18 protein-coding genes are annotated in these 22,005 nt (G+C 43.1%); 4 read left to right on the top strand and 14 right to left on the bottom strand.

The window, feature by feature from the left end:
- Nucleotides 1-9: 9 nt before the first annotated feature.
- The 5 genes from Q0590_RS13460 to Q0590_RS13440 all read right to left on the bottom strand — a co-directional run bounded on the left by Q0590_RS13460 (nucleotide 10) and on the right by Q0590_RS13440 (nucleotide 4,200).
- The gene (locus Q0590_RS13460; protein WP_302038071.1) at nucleotides 10-1,347 is read right to left on the bottom strand and encodes a dihydroorotase; all 1,338 of its coding nucleotides are present in this window, start codon (nucleotides 1,345-1,347) and stop codon (nucleotides 10-12) included.
- Between the two features lie 52 nt (nucleotides 1,348-1,399).
- Nucleotides 1,400-1,870, bottom strand: a complete 471-nt coding sequence (locus Q0590_RS13455; RefSeq protein WP_302038070.1) for a redoxin domain-containing protein — start codon at nucleotides 1,868-1,870, stop codon at nucleotides 1,400-1,402.
- A gap of 85 nt (nucleotides 1,871-1,955) precedes the next feature.
- The gene (locus Q0590_RS13450) at nucleotides 1,956-2,423 is read right to left on the bottom strand and encodes a ferritin-like domain-containing protein (protein ID WP_302038069.1); all 468 of its coding nucleotides are present in this window, start codon (nucleotides 2,421-2,423) and stop codon (nucleotides 1,956-1,958) included.
- 65 nt (nucleotides 2,424-2,488) lie between these two features.
- Nucleotides 2,489-2,917, bottom strand: coding sequence for a DUF2721 domain-containing protein (locus Q0590_RS13445; RefSeq protein ID WP_302038068.1), 429 nt, complete (start codon nucleotides 2,915-2,917; stop codon nucleotides 2,489-2,491).
- A 362-nt stretch (nucleotides 2,918-3,279) separates the two neighbouring features.
- The gene (locus tag Q0590_RS13440) at nucleotides 3,280-4,200 is read right to left on the bottom strand and encodes a mechanosensitive ion channel family protein (protein WP_302038067.1); all 921 of its coding nucleotides are present in this window, start codon (nucleotides 4,198-4,200) and stop codon (nucleotides 3,280-3,282) included.
- A gap of 333 nt (nucleotides 4,201-4,533) precedes the next feature.
- On the opposite strand from Q0590_RS13440, the gene Q0590_RS13435 reads away from it, so the two are divergent.
- Nucleotides 4,534-6,360 carry a DNA polymerase III subunit gamma/tau gene (locus Q0590_RS13435; protein WP_302038066.1) on the top strand — a complete coding sequence of 609 codons (1,827 nt, stop codon included), beginning with the start codon at nucleotides 4,534-4,536 and terminating at the stop codon, nucleotides 6,358-6,360.
- 88 nt (nucleotides 6,361-6,448) lie between these two features.
- Nucleotides 6,449-7,195 (top strand): DUF2625 domain-containing protein, encoded by a 747-nt coding sequence (locus tag Q0590_RS13430; protein ID WP_302038065.1) that lies wholly within the window; start codon nucleotides 6,449-6,451, stop codon nucleotides 7,193-7,195.
- Between the two features lie 49 nt (nucleotides 7,196-7,244).
- On the opposite strand, the gene Q0590_RS13425 is transcribed toward Q0590_RS13430, so the two are convergent.
- Nucleotides 7,245-8,225 carry a DUF3078 domain-containing protein gene (locus Q0590_RS13425; protein WP_302038064.1) on the bottom strand — a complete coding sequence of 327 codons (981 nt, stop codon included), beginning with the start codon at nucleotides 8,223-8,225 and terminating at the stop codon, nucleotides 7,245-7,247.
- An 84-nt stretch (nucleotides 8,226-8,309) separates the two neighbouring features.
- Nucleotides 8,310-9,473 (bottom strand): App1 family protein phosphatidate phosphatase, encoded by a 1,164-nt coding sequence (locus tag Q0590_RS13420; protein ID WP_302038063.1) that lies wholly within the window; start codon nucleotides 9,471-9,473, stop codon nucleotides 8,310-8,312.
- Between the two features lie 244 nt (nucleotides 9,474-9,717).
- Here Q0590_RS13420 and Q0590_RS13415 point away from each other — a divergent pair, with 244 nt between their 5' ends.
- Together Q0590_RS13415 and galU are read left to right on the top strand one after the other, a co-directional pair.
- Complete coding sequence (locus tag Q0590_RS13415) at nucleotides 9,718-10,716, top strand: mevalonate kinase family protein (RefSeq protein ID WP_302038062.1); 999 nt, start codon at nucleotides 9,718-9,720, stop codon at nucleotides 10,714-10,716.
- A gap of 83 nt (nucleotides 10,717-10,799) precedes the next feature.
- Entirely contained in the window at nucleotides 10,800-11,672 is an 873-nt protein-coding gene (gene galU / locus Q0590_RS13410; RefSeq protein ID WP_302038061.1) for a UTP--glucose-1-phosphate uridylyltransferase GalU, read from the top strand.
- Nucleotides 11,673-11,724: 52 nt separating this feature from the next.
- Here the strand turns inward: galU and Q0590_RS13405 are convergent, their stop codons facing one another.
- The 7 genes from Q0590_RS13405 to Q0590_RS13375 form a co-directional block, all read right to left on the bottom strand.
- On the bottom strand, nucleotides 11,725-13,419 hold the full coding sequence (locus tag Q0590_RS13405; RefSeq protein WP_302038060.1) for a serine hydrolase: 1,695 nt from the start codon (nucleotides 13,417-13,419) through the stop codon (nucleotides 11,725-11,727).
- Between the two features lie 111 nt (nucleotides 13,420-13,530).
- Complete coding sequence (locus Q0590_RS13400; protein WP_302038059.1) at nucleotides 13,531-14,367, bottom strand: LytR/AlgR family response regulator transcription factor; 837 nt, start codon at nucleotides 14,365-14,367, stop codon at nucleotides 13,531-13,533.
- 135 nt (nucleotides 14,368-14,502) lie between these two features.
- A complete protein-coding gene (locus Q0590_RS13395; protein WP_302038058.1) occupies nucleotides 14,503-15,696 on the bottom strand; it encodes a lactonase family protein in 1,194 nt (397 codons plus the stop codon).
- A gap of 176 nt (nucleotides 15,697-15,872) precedes the next feature.
- Nucleotides 15,873-16,667 (bottom strand): SDR family NAD(P)-dependent oxidoreductase, encoded by a 795-nt coding sequence (locus tag Q0590_RS13390; RefSeq protein WP_302038057.1) that lies wholly within the window; start codon nucleotides 16,665-16,667, stop codon nucleotides 15,873-15,875.
- Between the two features lie 241 nt (nucleotides 16,668-16,908).
- The gene (locus Q0590_RS13385) at nucleotides 16,909-18,228 is read right to left on the bottom strand and encodes a Kelch repeat-containing protein (RefSeq protein ID WP_302038056.1); all 1,320 of its coding nucleotides are present in this window, start codon (nucleotides 18,226-18,228) and stop codon (nucleotides 16,909-16,911) included.
- A gap of 32 nt (nucleotides 18,229-18,260) precedes the next feature.
- Nucleotides 18,261-19,292, bottom strand: a complete 1,032-nt coding sequence (locus Q0590_RS13380; protein WP_302038055.1) for a DUF4249 domain-containing protein — start codon at nucleotides 19,290-19,292, stop codon at nucleotides 18,261-18,263.
- Between the two features lie 5 nt (nucleotides 19,293-19,297).
- Nucleotides 19,298-21,640 (bottom strand): TonB-dependent receptor, encoded by a 2,343-nt coding sequence (locus Q0590_RS13375; RefSeq protein WP_302038054.1) that lies wholly within the window; start codon nucleotides 21,638-21,640, stop codon nucleotides 19,298-19,300.
- Nucleotides 21,641-22,005 lie beyond the last annotated feature (365 nt).

Here is a 22,005-nt window from a genome sequence, read left to right as displayed (position 1 = left end):
CCTACCGCTTTATCTTTCAAACAAAAGCCGCTGCCCTTTGCTTCGTTCATCAAACTGTCCGTTGGCATATACCAGGTGTCCGGACACCAGTGTGTGCGTAACTGCCGACTGGAAAGAATGGCCAGTAAATGGCGACCATCCACATTTGTAGAGAATTCTATCAGCTGTCACCAGTGTTTCTGTAGCCAGATCTACCAGTGCCAGGTCAGCCCAATAGCCTTCTCTGATAAAGCCTCTCCTCTCTATCTGAAAACACTGTGCCGGCGCATGGCTCATCTTTTCTGCTATCTTTTCCAGGCTTAGTTTTCCTTGCCGGTAAAATTCCAGCATCATGGGCAACGCGTGTTGAACAAGAGGAACACCGGAAGGAGCCTGCCAGTAGGTTTGTTGCTTTTCCTGCCAGGTATGCGGGGCATGATCCGTGGCAATAATATCCAGCCGATCGTCGAGCAAGGCTTCCAGCAGGGCTTTTTTGTGGCGTTTATCTTTTATTGCCGGGTTGCATTTAATCTGGGTGCCCAGCGTTTCATAGTCGTCTGCATCGAACCACAAGTGGTGTACACACACTTCGGAAGTAATCCGTTTCTGGGTCAGCGGAATGGCGTTGGTAAACAGGTTTAATTCATCGGCCGTAGAAATATGGAGAATATGCAACCTGGTGTTATGTTTTTTTGCCAGTGCAACCGCCATGGCAGAAGACTTTAGGCAGGCTTCTTCATTGCGGATAACCGGGTGAAACCTGACTGGAATATCGTTGCCATACTGTGCTTTGTACTTCTCGGCATTAGCCCGGATGGTAGCTTCATCTTCACAATGCACGGCAATCAGCATGGGGCTTTTGCTAAAAATATTTTCTAACGTACGTTCATTATCCACCAGCATATTTCCGGTAGAAGAGCCCATAAAAATCTTAATCCCACATACATGCCGGCTATCAGTTTTAAGTACCTCGTCTAAATTATCGTTGGAGGCACCCATAAAAAAAGAATAATTCGCCAGGGAAGTCTGGGAAGCGATCTGGTATTTGTCTGCTAAAAGGGCTTGTGTAAGGGCATTAGGTACCGTATTAGGCATCTCCATAAACGTAGTTACGCCTCCTGCTACGGCAGCCTTACTTTCTGTGTAAATAGTGGCTTTTTGGGTAAGGCCGGGCTCCCGGAAATGCACCTGATCGTCTATCACCCCAGGAAACAGATAATTTCCCCGGGCATCAATCACCAGATCAGCATCAACAGAGAGCGCACCGCCTATTTTTTCTATCAAGCCATTTTTTACATAGACATCGGCCTCCATAATCCGGCCTTCGTTCACAATACGTGCCTGGGTTATTAAAATGCGTTGCTGCATACAAAAGTAAAGAAAAAGACTTCAGTGCTCAGGTTAAAATACGAAGGTAGAGTTAGGTTAGCGAAGCCAATGTTTGTTGAATGGCTTCAAAGTTGGGCAGGTCGCCGGCAGATTCCAGAACTTCTGCGTACTGAATTTTTCCTTCCTGATCAATAACAAAAGCTGAACGCTTAGACACACCTTTCAGGCCAAGCACAAAATTCTCGTACAAGGACCCATAGGCAGACGATACTTCCTTATTGAAGTCGGACAACAACTGGAAAGGCAGGTTTTCGGTTTTTTTGAATTTATCCAGCGTAAAAGGGGAATCTACGGAAATAGCCACTACTTCTGCATTTACCTTGGCATATTCCGCTATATTGTCGCGCATGCTGCACAGTTCGGTAGTGCATACGCTGGTAAAAGCTAAAGGAAAGAACAGGAGTACCAGGTTCTTTCCTTTAAAATCTTCAAGAGATACTTCTTTTTTTTCGGTATTCGGTAATTTGAATGCAGGTGCTTTATCACCTTTGTTGAGCGCCATAGGTTGTAAGGATTTAGGTTGTTTGCAGGTAAAATTATACAATTTATCCGGGATGAAGAAAGCATACGTACCTGCCCCTTACAAATTATGCATCCGGATGCTGCTGAAAATCATGCAACTGGGTAACGGCTCCCTTAATAAGGTGGTGTTGCCCGATCAGAATTTCTTTAATGTATTCCGGCAGATTTTCTTTTAAGGCAGCTTCATAGGCTAGGGAAGCCGCTTTATCGCCCCGCTTGCATTCTTCCAGAATGGCATCAAAATCATTTTTTGTGAGCTTTTCTTTTACATTGATCCATGCCCGGTGAATATTGCCCAGAATAGTGCCTTCCTCTTCGGCTGGCGACTCATCGGGGTTGCCACCCAGCTTGCGTACTTCATCTTTTAACTCAGCCTGGAATAATGCCCGCTGTTGTGAAAGGCGGTACAGAACCGTTTTTATTTCGTCGTGTTCTATATGTTCAGCGGCATTTTTATATCCTCTGTCGCCATCCTGGCAAACTTCTATTAGTCTGTTCAGTGTGGCTATTGCTTTTTCATGCTGATTAGTCATAGCTATTTAGGTAAATGGGTTGTACAATTAGTTGCTTAGCATCAACGGCTGATACCCCAAAATAGTTACCTGGCATCAGGCTTATTCCACGGCTGCCTTACTGAATCTTCTTCCATGTCGCCTAGCTGTATGTTGAGAGCTTTTATAGAAATATACAACTCCGCAATCGATAAACTCAGGGAGGCCATAAGTGCCAGTAGACTGCTGCCAAATACATATTTAGCGAGCAAACTGTTTTCACCGAATATCAGAAACATACAAAGGGCACTTAAAAAGAGGCTGAACACACCTAGTACCTGCATATCCCGTATTAGTTTTACGCGTCTCCGCAGATTGTTGATCTGCGCTAAGATGTGCGGAGTGGGTTCTGTTTTATACTGGGCGTGCAAATTCCGGATGAGGGTAGCTAAGGCCAGAAACCGGTTGGTGTATGCCAGCAATAGCAACGAAACCGTAGGAAACAGTAGGGCTGGTGCATTCAGTGTTAATTCCATTAGCGGCTATAGTCTTTAGCGTAGCACAACAATAAGTATTGTCTATTTTTTTGATTATTTCTATTTTATTGAGAATATTCCGTTAATTATTAAAATTACCACAACTTTTTATATCATTTTCAGTATTAAGTAACAAATCAATCAAACGTTGGGCGAGTATTAGCTTACTTGTATGTGCGGATGGCAGGATTATTGATTGGTTGCTAAGTAAATTTAACCTATCTGTTTGCATACCAACTGCTGATACGTTTTATCAGCAGTTGGTTTTTTAGTTTACAGCGTTCTGCCACAACCTAACAACCTCCTGTGCAAATCTGTATCTTCCCTATCATACATAAAGTATAAATCATTTGTTTTGTAGGCTATTCCTGTTTTTGTTCTATCAGTTTCACTTGCAAGGGCTTGGTATCGTCGCCCCAGTAAATAGTAGAGTGCGGAAAAGGAATTTCTATGCCTTTTTCGTCAAAAGCCAGTTTGAGCCTCCTGCGGTATTCCCGGCCAATAGCCCACTGATGGCTGGGCAGGGTTTTAATTCTGGCTTTAATCATTACGGCATTGGTGCCAAAAGAATCAACGCCCAATAGTTCTATTGGTTGCAGAATTTTATCCTTGAATTCCGGATCTTCTAGTAGTGTATCGGCTACTCTTTCCATAACTCTGGATACTTCATCGGTATTTTCCTTATAGGCCACTCCTATATCAAACACAGCGGCAGACCAGCCTTTGGTCATATTAGACAGGGTGTTTATTTTCCCATTCTGAAATACGTGAATCGTGCCTGACTGATCTCGAAGAATAATGGTGCGCAAACTGATTTCTTCTACGAGCCCGCTTGTGCCATTAATAATGGCTACATCTCCGGTACGAATATGGTTTTCCAGGAGTATAAAAAATCCGGTTACTACGTCGCGTACCAGTTCTTGTGCACCAAAGCCTACAGCCAAGCCAAAAATACCCAGGCTGGCAATAATAGGGCCTATTTCAATATCTACCTTCCGCAGAATAATTAAGCCTACAATGATCAATATAGCTATTTTACCAACCAGGCTGATGATACCCAGCAACGTTTCAACCCTTTTTTCTGTTTCCCGCACATTTGCCGGATCACCTTTCAGGGCTCTTTTCAGCAATAGAAATTTAAACTTTCTTACTAAAATATTCCAGAACCGGAGTGCCAGCACGCCCAGCAAAATAATCAGCACAATAGAAGGCAGCGTAACAATCAGCCAGCGGATGATTTGGTCAACAAGCAAGGCCCAGTTTACATTTTCAAATAGATCCATAAGAGTTGAGTATAATAGTAGTATATATGGGGCTGTCCAACAGACTTTTAAATAGCTGCTTACCTAATAAGAAACAATCTTGCTTCAAACTTAAAACAAATAAGAGGTATGGCACAAGCATTATTTTCAATAAGGACGACCGGGGTGAGATGTTTATAAGGCATTTCCAATGCGGATACGCCTATACAAGCGCCCCGGCAGTTTTCTTATAAAAACACCAGGCTTATTATTCAATTACATGATACCCAATACCTTAGTTGAGGTGAATGAATCATCCCCAAATTTTAACCTAGCAGCCGTTCCAGCATCCGGGCAAAATCAGTAACTTGCCATATGGATAATTTTGTAGTTTCGGCACGAAAATACCGTCCCAGTACTTTCGATTCGGTGGTGGGGCAATCGCATATTACGACTACCCTCAAGAATGCTATCCGCCAGAACCATCTGGCTCAGGCATTTTTGTTTTGCGGTCCCAGAGGCGTTGGTAAAACCACCTGTGCCCGTATCCTAGCCAAAACTATCAATTGCCAGAACCTGACTCCGGAAGGAGAAGCCTGCAATACCTGTGACTCTTGTACCAGTTTCAACAAAAATGCTTCTTTCAATGTACATGAACTGGATGCTGCTTCCAATAACTCGGTAGACGATATCCGGAATCTGGTAGAACAGGTACGTTATGCGCCGCAGGCCGGCAAATATAAAGTGTATATCATAGATGAGGTGCACATGCTCTCCAATTCGGCTTTTAATGCTTTTCTGAAAACACTGGAAGAGCCGCCCTCCTATGCCATTTTTATTCTAGCTACTACTGAAAAACACAAAATCATTCCCACTATTCTTTCCCGCTGCCAGATTTTCGACTTTAACCGGATTCAGATCAAGGATATTAGCAACCACCTGGCCAGTATTGCCCGGAAAGAAGAAATTGGTGCCGAAGAAGAAGCCTTGCAGTTAATTGCCCAGAAGGCAGATGGCGGTTTGCGCGATGCCCTCTCCATGTTCGACCTGATCGTAACTTTCTCTACTGATAGGAGCATTACCTACAAAAGCACCATTGCCAACCTGCATATTCTCGATTACGACTACTATTTTGCCATTACCCAGGCTTTACTCACGGAGAATATTCCGCAGGCATTGGTAACTTTTGATGAAATATTGAAAAAGGGATTCGACGGACATAATTTTATTGTTGGACTTTGCGAACACTTCCGCAACCTAATGGTGTGTAAAGACAATGCCACTATACAATTGCTGCAAGTGTCGGGCAATGTGCAGCGGAAATATATGGAACAAGCTGCCCAGGCCTCTGTTTCTTTCCTGCTTTCTGCCCTAAACCTAGGTAGCCAGTGCGACCTGAACTACAAAACCAGTAAAAACCAGCGGCTGCATGTAGAACTTACCTTAATGAAAATGGCTCATATTCCATCAGCAGTGAACTTAGCCAGAGGCTTGCAAAATGGGAGCATTGAGCTTAAAAAAAAAACGGATGAACCAGCCAGTAACAGCCCTATAGCAAACGGACAAAAGCCAAATGGACAAACGCCAACTAGCCAGGTAAGCAATGGGCAAGCAGTTACTCCTAGTAATACGCCTGTTAGTCCAGAGCAGCCAGTAACTAATCCGGTACCTGCCGTTGCGATAAAAGAAAATGGCAGCCATACCTATACCCCTACAGCTGCTACCAAACCTACCGTAAAAATTCCTTTTGATCTCAAAGATCTGGAAAAACCGGTACAGGCATCGGCAGAGAAAGACACCGTTGCTAAACCTACAGAGGTACTAACCCGGGAACACAGGCCATTTACGAAAGAGCAGCTGGAAAATTGCTGGAAAGCCTATGCGCAGAGCCGCCTGACGGATATAGGGTATAACAGTGAACAGGTGATTTTGAACCGGCCCATTGAACTGCAAGAAACTACTATTCTGCTGAAACTAGATAGCCAGACACAAATGAGCCAACTGAATGAATTTAAGCCTTTGTTGCTGGAATACTTGCGGAAAAACATGAGAAATTTTTCTATTGAATTACAAGCTGAGATAGCTCCACAAGAAGCAAAAAAAATGATCTATACATCGCAGGAGAAATTCAAGTACCTGGCCGAAAAACATCCAGTATTACAGGATCTGAAGAACCGGCTGGGCCTCGACCTGGAGTTTTAATACAATTGCATAGCTCCTTTGCCGTTATGCATTAGCTTTATACATAATTTATTAATCTGTGAAACACTGCCTGCTTATATTTTCCCTTTTGCTAGTATTCCAGCTTGTCTGCACCGGCCAGACCAGGCTGCCGGCCAATAGCCGGAAAAAACAAACACAGCACACGTTAAAAAGTATAGATCAGCTGATAGATAAGCAAAAGACCGGCTGGGAGCTGGTGATGCAGTGGAAGAAAGATGCCACAAATCAGCTGGAAATATTACCCAAAAATCAGGCAAAGGCAGAAACAGCCTTACACCATACCCAGGTATCTACACGTTCGCCGATGGGTGCCATTATTTATGAAACCGGAGGTATCCTTATAGACGGAGGCTGGCTGAGGATTCTGGGCTCCGGTGCCGAACGAATGGATAGAACTTTGCCGGAATGGAACAAAGGAAAAGCGTTTGATGTATATGGCGAACAACCCTCCTTTTTATTAGTGGCAGACGATGTATTAGGCGGTTTTTTTGCCATCAACGGCGGCGGAATCAGTAACAATGAAATAGGAAAGATCTTTTACTTTGCCCCGGATAACCTGAAGTGGGAATCTACCGGGCTGGATTATGCTAATTTTATTATCTTCTGCTTTTCAGGCGCTTTAGATAAATTTTATGAAGGGCTGCGCTGGACAAGCTGGCAGCAAGATGTGAAAAATATTAGCGGCGACAAAGGCTTACTCTGCGATCCACTGCTATACACCAAGGGCGGACAAAATATCAATAAAGTTAAACGCAAGCTTGTGCCAGTACAGGAGCTTTGGGATATGTATTTTAAAGAGAGTAAAGAGAAATAATTACTAATAGTGCAGCTTTTCAATAGCTAGGTTTCTACATTCTTTAAACCTAGCCTCTACCAAATTTGTACGAGAAACCCACACCTAAGGCTTGTTTAAATTGCAGTTTTGGCCCCGTAGTGCTGGTAACACGTACCCCGTCTATGGTTCTGGTTACTGGTATATCTATGTCGTCATCATAGATCATATGAATAATCAGGCTGGCGGCAATGTATTGATTTACTTTCATGTTTACAGCAGTTTCCCAGTTCAGATCAATGTTGCGCCGGTTGGAGATATTTTTATCTGTATAATTATTAAACAGATTTAGCCGTGACTGTAAATTTACATTCTGCATAACATCTTTCCGGAACCGGGCTTCCAGCGATGCACCAAACTCTGGCCTGAAACGGCTACCAGGTTGAATTTTGTTTCCTTGTTCATCAAATACGGCTTTATCCACGCCAAAAGCACCGGCATCTGAAAGGGCCGCGTCCAATACAAATGTTCCTTTACCTGTAGCTGGTGACAGGTATACCGATACGTAGGAAGTGGGCCGGTAATCAATCCCAATAGAAACGATAAGATAGCCCGGAGCCATAAACTTGGAAATCACGACAGAATCGTTCGGATATTTATACCCTGGGGCAAACTGGCTTCTGAAACTGGCAATTGCCGAATAGTTGAACTTACCAGTGGCTTTTTTGCTGTACTTGGTACTCAAATCTATCCGGTCGTCGTTTTTGCGGACACCGCTTTCTGCCAGTCTGGTGAGGCCGTAACCCAGGTCGATAGAGTTTTCCCAGCGCGTGGTACTATCATTATTTCTATAGGTAAAGTCGTAATGGGTAAGGGCTGTTCCGGCTATAGAACTTTCTCCGCCAGCTACCCAGTTTGCCAGAGCAATCTGGTTAAAGTTGAATTGAAAAAAACCCCGCCACGTCCAATGTTTAACTACCGGTTTTGCAGTAGCTAACGTATCCTGCGCCATAGTTGGCAGAGTATTGCTCAGCAAGCCTATATACAAAATACTGATGAGGGTACGTTTCATGCCATAAAAGATATTTTGATGCGGCAATATTAAAAACTTATGGCCTGCAACGTATCCTTTATGTACCTTATTTGTAAAAATTACTTATTCTCCACTGATGATTTGCTCTACCGGACTTGGCGCCTGCTCATCTTCTTCTTTTTCTGCCTGAATGTCTGGTAAGATTTCCGGATCTATTAGTTGGAGCCCGGCAGCATGTTTGGCAGCAGCTACGGTGTCGGGCACCAGAAGCATATCTACTCCCAGTTCTTTGGCTTTTATAATAATATCTTGTACAGAGGCATCGCGTATATCCTGGCTTACATCCCGGATGTATACTGCTTTTATCCGTTTAGGAAACGTTTTAATTACTTCCAGATAAATTTCCGGATCATGTTGCCCGCTATCGCCGATAAGCACAAAAGGCAGATTTTCGCAGGTTTCCATAATCAGCTTTATCTGATCGAATTTATGATTATGATGACTGGATTTAATAAACTGTCCTACATCTACACCCAGGTCACGCAGCATGAAAGGCCCTTTGGGTATACCTTGCACAATACAGAAATCTACCAGCAGATCATATAAATTCCAGGAACTGCTGGATACATAAAAAATAGGGTTGAACAAAGAACTATTTGGTCCGCTTTGCAAAGCTCGGTAAAAAGCCGCAACTCCTTCAAAAGGCAACCGTGTCCGGGCATTATTAAGGAAGGTTAACTGGGCTGCTTTTACCAGACTAGTGGCATTGGTCTGCAAAATAGTATCGTCCACATCGGAAATTATTCCAAACTGGCTGCCAATAGTTGGTGTTACCACAAATCCGGTAGCTTTTACCACTTCTTGCCGAGGGTCTACCTGGTCTAACAACTCCAGCTCCATTTCATGCCAAGCCTGTGCAATGGGAAGAGCTTCTTTGGGCTTTATCCGCACTTCAAAATAGCCTTCTTTATCGGTTACTACCTCCTGGGTTTCGCCGGCAAAATGCGCACGCACGCGTACATGCGGTATTTCCACGCTGGCAAAACGTTTATAGGTAGCGAGCAGATTCTGCCAAACTGTATCATTGTCTTCAGCAGTCAGTATGCCTTTGTCTTTTAATACGCGGCCCTTTAAGTAAATTTCATTGGCATTGCCAAAACCCCGGTATGGCAGTATCATCACCGGACCTAACTGATTTAACCGCTGACGTAGCCGAAATTTCAACTTGTCAAATTTGTCATCCGCATTACTTGCAATGCGGGTAAAAACATTTTTCCAGTGTGCCATATGCAGAAGGGGTTTGCCTGTAGATTAGTTATACTTACGAATGAACTACGCAGGAGTTTTACTGATTAGCACAAAGCATTACAGCTTTTACAATTCACAGGTAAACAATAACTAGTATGCCCGTAATCTGATTTCTGCCATGTTAGGTAAAAAACAGGTAGGCGGTATTCACATCTAAATAAATTTACTTATACTTGCTTGTTCAGTTAGACCTCCATGTGTATTTAATTGCTTTTTTTGTTGTATGATTATAGAATCGCGTGCGTATGCCCGAGCAGGATTATTAGGAAACCCTTCCGATGGCTATTTTGGTAAAACCATCTCTATTATTGTAAAAAACTTCGGAGCCCGCATTTCTCTCTACCAATCTCCCGAGCTTCATATAGAACCACAAGAGCAAGACCTTACCACTTACCGTAATGTATATCATCTGCGCGAGTCTGTCAGTTTAACGGGCTATAGTGGCGGCATTCCCCTTATTAAAGCTTCTATCAAAAAGTTTGTAGAATATTGCGAAAGTAACAATATCCGCCTGAGCAACAAAAATTTCACTGTCCGCTACGGCTCCTCTATACCCAGGCAAGTAGGGCTGGCAGGTTCCAGTGCCATTATTATAGCTACGCTGCGGGCCTTAATGCAGTTTTACGGAGTAAAAATCCCGCTGGAAGTATTGCCTAATGTGGCTTTGTCCGTGGAGGTAGATGAACTAGGCATTCACGCCGGCTTACAAGACCGGGTGGCGCAAAGCTATGAAGGGTGTGTGTATATGAATTTTGATAAAGCCATTATGGAAGAGAAAAAACATGGCTTATACGAACGCCTGGATCCTACCCTGCTGCCCAAATTATACATTGCTTACAAAACATCTCTGGGTAAAATGTCATCTGGCAAGGTGTTTAACGACCTGCGCTCCAGGTTTGATAAAGGCGATCCGCATGTGGTAGGTACACTAAGCAAAATTGCCGGACTAGCAGAAGAAGGCCGGGATGCCATTATTCAGAACGACCATGCAAGATTATTCCACCTGATTAATCAGAATTTCGACTACCGCTGCCAGATTATGAACATCAGCGAAAGTAATATGGAACTGATACAAACTGCCCGTAACTGTGGAGCATCGGCCTCTTTTACCGGCTCAGGCGGCTCTATTATTGGGATGTATACCGACGATGAAATGCTGAACAAACTGGTTGTAAAATTAAAAGATATTAACGCACGAGTAATTAAACCCTACATTGTATAGCCAGCAGATACTGGTCTTTAAAACAGCTTTCTTTTAGGCTCTGTAAACCATTATCGACTGTATACTTAGTAAACTTCTAACCCATGATAAAAAAAGCAGTAATTCCAGCCGCCGGATTAGGCACCCGTTTTTTGCCTGCTACCAAAGCACAACCCAAAGAAATGCTTCCTATTATTGACACACCTACCATTCAATATGTGGTACAGGAGGCGGTAGATTCTGGCATTGATGACATTCTGATTATTTCTGGCAAAGGCAAACGGGCCATTGAAGACCATTTCGACCGCAATTTTGAACTGGAAGCACGGCTGGAAGAGAAAGAAGAGACCTTATACAATGAAATGCGCCGCCTGGCAGATATGGCAAACATCCATTTTATCCGCCAGAAAGAAATTAACGGACTTGGGGATGCGATTTACTATGCCCGCCACCATACCGGCAACGAGCCTTTTGCCGTACTACTCGGCGATACTATTATAGATTCGGTTATTCCGGTTACGCAGCAATTGATTGATGTGTATGAACAATACCGCTGCACAGTAATTGCCGTAGAAGAAGTACCCAAAGATAAAGTATCCAGGTATGGCATTGTCGGGGGTAAAAAGCTAACTGACTCTCTCATGGAATTGAACCAGTTGATTGAAAAACCTGCCATAGACAAGGCTCCTTCTAACTTAGCTATTGCCGGACGGTACATTCTTACCCCTGAGATTTACAAAGCTCTGGAACAAACACCCAAGGGAAAAAATAATGAAATTCAACTTACCGATGCCTTTATCCGCCTGTTGAAACGGGAAAATTTATATTCGCACAGCATTGAAGGCAAACGGTATGACATTGGCAACAAGCTAGATTTTTTAAAAACTACGGTAGAGTTTGCTTTACGCAGAAAAGAGTTTGCTTCGCCATTTGCTGAATTTTTAAAAGAAATAGTTGCTTCCATGGATAAAAAATAATGATAAAACACCTCACCTGTTTTAGAAACAGGTGAGGTGTTTTATACAGAGGTTATTTTTTAAAGAACTGCAATGTATGAACAGCTTCCCGGCTGAACTCAAATCCTGTAATCTCTCCTTTATCGTTTTTCCTAAATAGCAGACTATTATTCCCCATTAAATCTGCCAGAAAAATATCTCCTGCCAATGCCTGAAAAGGAATATGAATAAAGTAAAAAATCCGTAAGCCCAACTTCCCTTTCCGCACTGATAAATGGTATTTCTTTTTCAACTCCGGACTATAGTAAGTACCTGTATACCTTTTCAATTCTGCCGCAGGAAGAGAAATTGCACTCATTTTTTGTAGCATATAGCTGTTAGCTCTTTCCTGGTAATATAATTGCCCATGGTACCCATCTTCGGATGTAGTAAAAAGGTAGCTGTATTCGCCTGTTCCTTGGTTAACAAACTTTTGTTCAGCTAGCTGCTTCAGTGGTTCCTGGTACCCACCTATTGACCTGGCCGCATATAAAGTGCTCTCTTTTTGTGTAAGCACTCGTAAATCAGATAAGTTGTCTGGATTTAAATAGTATCCTGTTCTATGCTCGGTTTCAGCAGGGTGTAAAGTATCTGCTATCACATAGGTTGCTGTATCTTGAAATTTAGCAGGAGCAATTAATTGGCCTATGGTGAATAACTTATGCGTCAGACTGTACATGTCGTCTGTATTGGCAAGGCCAATAATAGTAAGTTCCAGTGCCGGGAATCGGACAATTTCTGCTTTATACCCTTCATCAGCTCCGCTATGGGTGATGGCTAGCTGTCCCTTGTGCGGTTCCACTTCCAGGCCAAATGCATAAGAGGTAGCCTGTCCATTAGTTAATTTACCAGGTGTAGTTACTGCCTCAAGTAATTTAGGATTTGCATTGCCTAGTTTGTTGTGGTAAAAATTCTGATCCCATTTGTACAGATCATCTAAAGAAGTCACAAGGCCAGAGGAGCCAACAGTATTTCCTTTGAAGTGCCCTTTGCGGTAATGAATATTCGCCCCTTTATAGCGTACATCGTACCCTTGAGCCAGCCCAGGGATGGAGTTATCTATTTTTCCATAAAAATAAGTTTGGGCCATACCCAACGGTCCGAAGATGTATTTGCTGGTAAAATCAGCAAATGGCTCTCCGTTTACACGTTCTACTATATGAGCCAGTAATACATAGCTGCCATTGTTGTATTCGTGCCGTTCGCCGGGTTTAAAATTTAACTTTTGCTGAGCACGAAGGGCCATCAATACATTGGCATTGGTATACTGTTTTTCTCCTTTAAAACCTAAACCTAGTAAGGTAAAGCCATCCCGTAAGCCACTAGTATGATACACCAGATGTTTGATACGTATAGTATCTCCCATGTAGGGCAATTCAGGCAGGTATTTGCGTATATCATCTTCTAGAGACAGCTTGCCATTTTCTGCCAGTAAGGCTATGCTCATGGCTGTAAATTGTTTAGCAACGGAAGCCACCCAAAAGGAATGGGTCGTAGCAAGTTTTTCTTTCCGTTGTATATTAGCCATGCCGTATGCTTGTTTGTAGACCCAGTTTCCCTGATAGATAATGCCCACCACCGCACCAGGTGTTTGACTGGTATTCCAGTGAGAAAAAACAGAGTCGATACGTGCACGGGTTTGTGCAGACAATAGTTGGGCCTGTGCCTGATTCCAAAAAAGAAATGGAAAAAAATAGAGTAAAATGTAAAGTAGAATGATTGGTTTCATAGATGCTGCTGTTTCATTGACAGGAGCAAAAAAACCAGTAAAACAGCCTTTATCCGCAAAAAACAACGTATTTGTTACTCAAGTGCAGGTATTTTGGCGACAAAATGCAGGCTAACGTTTCAGCCATTGCCGGAATGCAGCGGCTTTTTCGCGGCTGATAGGTATACTCACCGGCAGTTTCGGGGTTTCTTTTAAGGTTACAAGCAATTTTCCATATTCTCCAGATTGTACCTCTTTCACTACTATGGGTGCAATAATAAATTTACGGTTGGCCCGGAAAAAATAGGTTTCCGGTAATTGTTCTTCCAGCTTGTCGAGAGAAGAGTCTACCAGGTAGGTTTTATTGTCTGCGGTAAGTAAGAACGTTTCCTTTTCTTCTGAATAAAAACACTGTATCTCCGGATAAGAAACAAGTATTTCTTTTTTACCCATGCGGACAACTATATGTGATGCTTGCCTGTTTTCTTTAGCTAGTTTTTGCGCTAACTCTTGTTTTTCGGCTAGGCTCCGCAGATACAAATCGTAATAATATAAGCCTACATAAACCACATTGCCCAAGAGAATAAATACAATAGCAATAACTATATCAAAGTCGAAGAAATGTTCTAACTGATAAGGCCGGATGAAGGCATATTCAACATAGACCAGTGCGGTTAACACAAGTATGCCTGCTAGGCAGGTCAATGGTATTTGCAGCAGCAGGCGGAAAAAAATTCCTTTCTGCCAAAGATTTCTTCTATCTAATTCTATAACTATTCTGCGGATTGTCTGCCAGACAAGATATACTTTTAATGCATCGCTGAGTAACTCATACCCGAGCAGCCAGTTCAGCTGAATATTGTTGTAGGTGAGATAATACGAGAACAGCGTAATAACAGGAATGGCAATAAGCTGTATCCATTTATCACGATAGATAGGTAGCGGATGTGAGACGGTATTCTCTGGCATATCTTGCAAAGCTCCTCTCAAAGATACTATACGCCGGTTTCTGATTCTGTGAATTATTTAAACTCCTCATCAGAATAAAACTAAGGCTTACCTGCAAGTTATTTTTTACACTTGCAGGTAAGCAACAATCTTTTACTAACCTAACCCTGTTACCACTTTCAGGCACACCGGAGCAGGTACCTGGGCAACTTTACCGGTAGGCGTTAGCTTTCCGGTTTTGTTATCTATTTTGAAAGTCACAATAGAATCTGTGTTTTGGTTGGCTACCAGAAGGATTTTACCAGAAGGGTCAAGTGTGAAATTTCTGGGCCATTTACCGCCGGTAGATACATTTTGAATATGGGTGAGTTTGCCATCTTTCTGGTTAAAGCCGAAAACCACAATACTATCGTGCCCTCTGTTAGAGCCGTAAACAAACCTGCCATCGGGCGAAACATGCACATCAGCACAATAACTTTCTCCTGAAAAATCTTTGGGTAAGGTAGACAATGTATGTATGGCCGTTAAGCTACCCTTCGATGCATCATACGTAAAGGCAGTTACGGTAGAATCCAGTTCATTAATGACGAATGCATGTTTTCCGTTAGGGTGAAACGTAAAATGACGTGGGCCAGCCCCAGGTTTAACAGAGGCAAACGCCGGTTGGTTTGGGGTAAGTTTACCTGTATTCGCATCAAAGCGGTAAATCATTATTTTATCTATTCCTAAATCTGCAGCAAAAGCAAACTTGTTTTCCGGATCTAGTACAATACAATGGGCATGTGGTTCTTTTTGTCTTTTTTCATCTATACTATTACCACTATGCTGATGCATACTGGCAGATGCTTCCAGTTTACCACCAGTGCCTATTGGAAAAAGAGCTACGTTTCCGCCAGAGTAATTGGCTACCAATACATGTTTTCCTTTTTTATCGATGGTAATATAACAGGGAGCCCCACCCAGAGAGGGCTGCTGATTTAGCAAGGTTAATTTACCAGACTTCTGATCGACAGCAAATGCACTAACAGCCCCACTTTTTTTTCCTTGATAATTACCAATCTCATTTACAGCATACAAGTACCGTTTCTGCGGGTCCAGTGTCAGATACGATGGGTTGTCTTTTACAGATGTTACATTTATCTGGGTAAGCTCCCCGGTATTGCTATCCAATTTGTACAGATAAATTCCCTCACTTTTGCCATTGGTATAGGTACCTACATAGACCATAGTATTGGTATCTTTTTGCCACTCCGTAGCGTTTTTGCTCCGGAATGAAGGTAAAAGCAATCCCATACTTCCGAGCCCGGCCAGTTGCATAAACCTCCGGCGTTTATGTTGTATAGTTGTCATAGGTTAAATAGTGTTAGGTTATATTAAAAAGTTAGCCGTGTGTTCAAAGAATCAGCTAAAGTTGTTTCATTATCTCCAGCCGCTAGTACCAAATCAAATGACGTATCTATGTATGTATCTGTTGCATACATTTTTTGGAAGAATAGCCATTCTGGCCTTGTATCAATTTTTATTGGCTACACAATTGTTTTCACCAATCCTCCATCTGCCCGGATAGCCGCCCCGTTGGTAACCGAAGCCAGCGGACTAGCCAGAAACGTCACTATATTGGCTATTTCTTCTGTTTGAGCAAATCGGCGGATAAGTGACGTTGGCCTGGCCAGTTTAAAAAAATCCTGTTGCACTTCGTCTTTGGTTTTGTTTTGCTGCAAAGCCATATTCTGAATAAATCCTCCTACTCCTTCCGATAACGTAGGTCCGGGCAATACAGAGTTAACCGTTACACGGGTGCCTTTGGTCAGTTCGGCCAACCCTCTGGAAATAGCCAGCTGGGCAGTTTTGGTCATTCCATAATGAATCATCTCTTCCGGTATATGAATGGCCGATTCACTGGAAATAAATAAGATTCTTCCCCAATCCATCTTCAGCATTTTAGGGAAATAATGCCGGGAAAGGCGGACTCCGCTCATTACGTTTACCTCGAAAAAATTAAACCAGTCTTCATCTGGTATGTCAGCAAAATTCTTCGGCTCAAAAATACCAATATTGTTTACCAGAATATCTACATCTGGCACTTGTTGCAGCAGCCGGTCTACTTCTTCTTTTTTAGCAAAATCTACCGCTACTCCGCTAACCTTTGCTCCGGCTATGGTTTTTGTCAGCTGCGTGATCACTTCTTGAATTTTTTTATCGGTCCGGCCGGTAATTGTTACTTCTGCCCCTTCTTGCAACAATTTTTCTGCAATAGCCAGGCCAATGCCTGCCGTAGAGCCAGTAACTAATGCTTTTTTACCCGTTAATTGTAAGTCCATAGGTTGTGGTGGTTAACTACTAAAATCTCTGTAATGCTATGGTTCTTTTCACAACAATGCAAGCTTTTTCCAGGAAGTTACCGCAAATTATCTGATGGTAAAGCATTGTGTCAAACCTTATGGGAGTATGTATATATGCGGAGTAATCTGCTAATCTTGTCCGGGAATATAGGCAATAGTTCTTCTGCTGTTATTGCCGGTGATTTTCCAGCTTTCCTGAATTGCCTGGCTTCTGTTGTAGTTACTGTATATTTCCTTTGGGAGAAAACTCCCAATAATCGTACGCCCTGCTATATTGTTCTGCACCGGCAGTGGAAGCTTCCAGACCAAAGCCTAATCCCATGTATACTTTATCTTCTATCGTATTTGCGATAAGCCGCACATTGCCTACCCCTGGAAAATCAGCAAACTTTTTCCAGGTATCTTCCTTGGGGTCGTATTGCCACAGATCGCGCAAACCTTCAATAGCATCTTTTGCCTGGCCTGCGCCATAATACCCTTTTCCGTCTACGGCAAACGCTACTCCATTCATCCGGTCTCTTCCCGGAAAGTCTGCTTTTTTTGTCCAGGTATCGGTGTCGGGGTCATATTCATAGAAATCTTTCGTTGGGGCAGTGGTGCCGGTACTTTCTACCAGTACATATCCTTTGGTACCCACGGAAAAAGAAACATATCGTCCCAGGAAATTGCCGGGAAAAGGTTTTTTCACATTCCAGATCACGCCATTCAGAAACTCGGCAAAGTCTCTGCGGGTATTCATAGATAAGGCATAGGCCCGGTTGTCGATCACAAAATGCGTAAGCAACGAGTTACCGAACGGAAAATCAAAATAGTCCCACCCCTTGCCATTGCCATATAAGTCGAAACCAAAACAATCGCGCAGGTACACATTTCTCTCCGGTACATTTTCATTGATTTGATAACCGCCTGCAATAAAAGTAGCTTCTCCGCCAAACTTGTTTAGTGTAATGAGTAGTGGATCATACCTGGAAGAAGGCGTATTGAGGTTATCCCGTTTAAACCACGTATCGCTTCTAGGTATATATAGCCATACCTCCGTATCTATCTGATTCAATGGACGAATGACAAAGACACCCCCATTAACAGCGGTGCTATAAGCCGTATGTTGCCTGTCGGACCAGCTAACACTTGGCAATAATCTCCATACAAAAGGCCCCTGGTGAACAAAACTGATGGTTTTACTATATGCTGTCTGGCTGTTGTTACGCACATACGCCCGTACATAATAGGTCAGGCCAATAATCAGGTCCTCTAAAGGCAAAGAAAAGGTATAAACACCTACTGTATAGGGCACCGGTTTTTTGCTGCCTGACATGTCTGGTTCGGGCGATGTACCCCACACGATTCCGTATTCTTCTGCAGCACTTTTACTCACCTCTGAGAGTGTACCTCTGGCCAGGGCAGCGGTTTGATTTAAGCTAAATGCGCTGATTATATCTACCTGGGGCATTGTTGGAATTACCTCCTCTTTTTTCTGGCAGGCCCCCACAGCCAGTAGCAGAAAACAGAAAAACGTTAGAAGGATAGATAGATTATTCATACGAATAAGAAAGTAAAATACTATGTATAGGGTTAGCGCAGCCAATTTTCCGGAGGAAAAAAAGAAGCATTGGGAAAAGCAAACCTGCAATCTTTGGGGCCTAGCGGAACAAAGGCCTTTTGATAATCCGGGAACATCGTAACCGTATCGCCTGCAATAATTAAACGCCGGCGGGAAACAGCCGAAGCGCCAAAATAGCCTAAAGCCAATTCATTTGTATTTTCCACATTGTATATATTTCCCTCTATGGGAGCAGGCTGCGGATCGAATAAACTACCTGTTCTTGTTTGCTGTTCATCCAGTAATTTCCAGAACTGATAGGCTTCTCTCGTCAGAGAATACTGGCTTACTTCCACATACTGCTTACCCCGTACATAAAAAGGAGAAAACAACGCAAACCTTTCTTGTATGCGGTTGCCATTGATGTTGGCATCAGAGAATATGTTTACCTCATTATTGGCAATTAGTAGCCAGCAAGACTTACAACATATACCTCCCCCTATCATCGGCAAACCTTCGGATTCGCGCCGCACATAGCCGTAAGCTGACCACCGGTAATAATTAGCTGTTTCTACTGGGTCTTGGGTATCTACCAGTACCTGGTAGCCGCTGGGCTGCGAACGGTCGGGTACATCCACAAATTTGGCTTTGAGTTCGTCTAGCACAGGCACGGGTAAAAGCTGCTCGGGTTGCGACTGAAATGTTTTTCCATCTGGCATACGTACCGCTAGGGTATACAATCGGCCTATTTCTCCCCGAAAGGTAGAATCGACCGTCTGGTATACACCTGGTTGTTCTAATACAGCTTTCAACGTTGTACTTCTTCCGGTATTATCAGTAATAGTAACCAGGGCACTTTGTACGCCAAGGGATGCCGGCGGATACCGGGACGACAAAAAATCTCCGGTGGTAAACAGGCGGACAATGTAAGGAGGCTTTTCATTGGTAATCATGCCTTCCACTACTAGTCTGGGAGACTCGCTGCGAATAGGCAGTTCTATTTCATTAATGCAGGAAGAGAGCATCCATACCAGCCAACTATAATATACTATACTTTTGAACATATACGCTAAAAATACAAGTTCCAGGTAATTGAGGGGATAAACATACCAAATACCGCCAGACGGTACGCCTGGGCACGGCTGTTATCATTACTAAAATAGATTGAATACGGATTTTTACGAGCATACATATTATATATAGAGAATACCCATACGCTGTAGTGCTTTTTAGTTGTTTGTGTCTCTGCATATACTTTGCGTGTGTCGTAGCTGAAAGATACATCCAGGCGATGGTAATCCGGAATACGGTCGGCATTGCGTCTGGAGTACCCAATGATTGTGCGGTTGTTCAGAATATATTTACTATCAGGATAAGTAGCCGGCCGGCCAGTGGTATATACAAAGTTAGTTCCCATAGTCCAGCCACGGCCAGTTTTCCACTGGGTAGAAATAGTAAGATTATGCGGCCTGTCGAAATTGGATGGATAATAGGCACCTCCATTAACTTGATTAAGTGCAAAAGGCGTTTGCACAGCCGTTAACGAACGGGAGTATGTATAGCCTACCTGACCTGTTAGCTTTCCTTCTACTTTCTGCACCAATAATTCTACCCCGTATGCTTTGCCTTTTGCCCGCAACAGATCTGACTCCAATAGTGGATTAAGCAATAAGGTAGCTCCATTCCGGTATTCCACCATATTCTGTATTGTTTTATAATAAGCTTCCACAGAAGTGGCATAGGTATTTCCTGCAAAATTCCGGAAGATACCAATGGCTCCCTGTTCGGCTACTTGAGGAGGCACATATAGATCGCTCCCTTTCCAGAAATCTACCGGCGAAATGGCCGTAGTATTTGAGATTAAATGCAGGTACTGGCGGGTACGGTTGTAACTCATTTTTAGAGAGGTAGCAGCTCCCAACCCTATTTTCACAGCTACTCTGGGTTCCCATCCGCCATACGATTTAATGGATTTGCGGCCGTTGTAAGAAACGGTATCTATAATTGTTTCTTCTCTCCTGGGCACATCTGCTTCATAAATATATACGTTTCCGGGCCCCCGGCTTTGGTAGGCTGAATACCTAAGGCCCGCCTGTAAAGTAATCACTGGCGATAGGGTCCATTCGTCACTGATGTAGGCACTGTATTCAAGCGCATGTTCTTTGCGGGCAATAAATGGATTAATATTCGATTGGTCGCCGGAGGGCTTTAAGCTACCTGGGTCCAGCTTATATTTAATGGCGGAAGCTCCTGCTTCCAACCGGTGGTTACCTGAAGTATAACTTAGCTGCCCCTTCAGCTCCTGATGCCTGACAATTGAAGATAGTAAAAATGCATACTGTGGCTGTAATCCTTTTGTATTAAACTGATAATGGCTATGTATGGCATGAAAGCTAAACGCCAGGTTAGAACGCAGCAGCGTTTTCCATTGAAAAGTGGCATTATGTGTTTGCCATCCATATAGGGTATCCTGCGGAAATTTAAAATCATCGTAGCTTGTGTAGCCAGTTAACGAAAGGCGGTTCTTATCATTTAGGCGGAAATCCAGCCGGGCGTTTCCATCGTAGAAAAAAGCCCGGCTGCCATTAAAAATTTTAGGGAACAGGCTAAGAATCAAGTTTGGGTAAGCCACGCGGCCACTCGCCAGAAAAGTGAGTTTGTCTTTTATAAGGGGGCCATCTACCGAAAGGCGGCTGCTGATTGTGCTAATTCCACCGGTAATATTTAATTTGTCAGCATTTCCGGTTTTTGTTTGCATTAACAACAGCGATGAAAGTCTACCTCCATAGGCAGCCGGTATATTGCCTTTATATAAGGCAGCTTCTTGTACAGCATCGGGATTTACGTTGGTAAAAAAGCCCAACAGGTGTGAAGTGTTGAAAATGGGAGCCTCATCCAACAGGACCAGGTTCTGGTCTACGCGGCCTCCGCGAACATTAAAGCCACCGGCGCCCTCCCCTACTGTAGAGATACCCGGTTGCAGCAGAATAGCTTTAATAATATCAGCTTCTCCAAATACAAGTGGAATTTTATTGATATTTACCAGATCCAGGGTAATCCTGCTCATTTGCACACTCTTCACATTTTCATCGATCCCTTTGCCCCGGACAACAATTTCTTGTATCTGCTTTATGTCTTCCTCCATTTCTACCACCATCGTTGTATTGCTCACAATATCTAATTGCTTTACCTGGGTTTTGTACCCAACTGCCGAAAAGGAGATAACATATTCGTCTTCCGGTAAACTTAGAGAAAAATAGCCCTTGTCGTCGGCAATGGTACCTTTGGCAAGTGCGGCTACATAGATGGTAGCCCCTGGAACAGGCTTTTTAGAGGTTTTATCTATCAGTGTTCCTTCCAGCACAGCTATGGCAAAACTTTGAGTAGTACAGATAGAAAGCAGTATAAACAAACTTATCCATTGCCTTGTGGCGGGTAAAAAGTATGAGCTATATCTGAGAAATTTACTGAAGATGAACATGTACTTTATCGGAGCTTGGGAAGCGGATGGAAGATGCCTTTCGATAGACTCTCCTTTCTTTCGAGCAACTCCGGAAAAATACAAAATTATCTAAGGTGTGTCAAATAAAAGAGGGGTTGATTCCAATCTAAATAGTAAAGCGGTTGATATACTTAAGAAGAGCCTTTATATACGTATGTGCATAAGTTTGTTTAGTAGCTATAGTTAGGCAGACAGCCTTTATTGAAGCTGACAAAATGCGCAGTTAACAGGAGTGAGGACAAACAAAAAAGTCTGCTTTGCATCAGCAGACTTTT

It is taken from the genome of Rhodocytophaga aerolata, assembly GCF_030503435.1.
Classification (GTDB): domain Bacteria; phylum Bacteroidota; class Bacteroidia; order Cytophagales; family 172606-1; genus Rhodocytophaga; species Rhodocytophaga aerolata.
Note: the sequence above shows the minus strand (reverse complement) of the source record. Positions and strands in the feature narration are given on the sequence as shown.

Bases quoted from the DNA above. Each gene is read 5' to 3' on its own strand.
- Q0590_RS13460 (WP_302038071.1), bottom strand. From the start codon at position 1,347: ATGCAGCAACGCATTTTAATAACCCAGGCACGTATTGTGAACGAAGGC.
- Q0590_RS13455 (WP_302038070.1), bottom strand. From the start codon at position 1,870: ATGGCGCTCAACAAAGGTGATAAAGCACCTGCATTCAAATTACCGAAT.
- Q0590_RS13450 (WP_302038069.1), bottom strand. From the start codon at position 2,423: ATGACTAATCAGCATGAAAAAGCAATAGCCACACTGAACAGACTAATA.
- Q0590_RS13445 (WP_302038068.1), bottom strand. From the start codon at position 2,917: ATGGAATTAACACTGAATGCACCAGCCCTACTGTTTCCTACGGTTTCG.
- Q0590_RS13440 (WP_302038067.1), bottom strand. From the start codon at position 4,200: ATGGATCTATTTGAAAATGTAAACTGGGCCTTGCTTGTTGACCAAATC.
- Q0590_RS13435 (WP_302038066.1), top strand. From the start codon at position 4,534: ATGGATAATTTTGTAGTTTCGGCACGAAAATACCGTCCCAGTACTTTC.
- Q0590_RS13425 (WP_302038064.1), bottom strand. From the start codon at position 8,225: ATGAAACGTACCCTCATCAGTATTTTGTATATAGGCTTGCTGAGCAAT.
- Q0590_RS13420 (WP_302038063.1), bottom strand. From the start codon at position 9,473: ATGGCACACTGGAAAAATGTTTTTACCCGCATTGCAAGTAATGCGGAT.
- Q0590_RS13415 (WP_302038062.1), top strand. From the start codon at position 9,718: ATGATTATAGAATCGCGTGCGTATGCCCGAGCAGGATTATTAGGAAAC.
- galU (WP_302038061.1), top strand. From the start codon at position 10,800: ATGATAAAAAAAGCAGTAATTCCAGCCGCCGGATTAGGCACCCGTTTT.
- Q0590_RS13405 (WP_302038060.1), bottom strand. From the start codon at position 13,419: ATGAAACCAATCATTCTACTTTACATTTTACTCTATTTTTTTCCATTT.
- Q0590_RS13400 (WP_302038059.1), bottom strand. From the start codon at position 14,367: ATGCCAGAGAATACCGTCTCACATCCGCTACCTATCTATCGTGATAAA.
- Q0590_RS13395 (WP_302038058.1), bottom strand. From the start codon at position 15,696: ATGACAACTATACAACATAAACGCCGGAGGTTTATGCAACTGGCCGGG.
- Q0590_RS13390 (WP_302038057.1), bottom strand. From the start codon at position 16,667: ATGGACTTACAATTAACGGGTAAAAAAGCATTAGTTACTGGCTCTACG.
- Q0590_RS13385 (WP_302038056.1), bottom strand. From the start codon at position 18,228: ATGAATAATCTATCTATCCTTCTAACGTTTTTCTGTTTTCTGCTACTG.
- Q0590_RS13380 (WP_302038055.1), bottom strand. From the start codon at position 19,292: ATGTTCAAAAGTATAGTATATTATAGTTGGCTGGTATGGATGCTCTCT.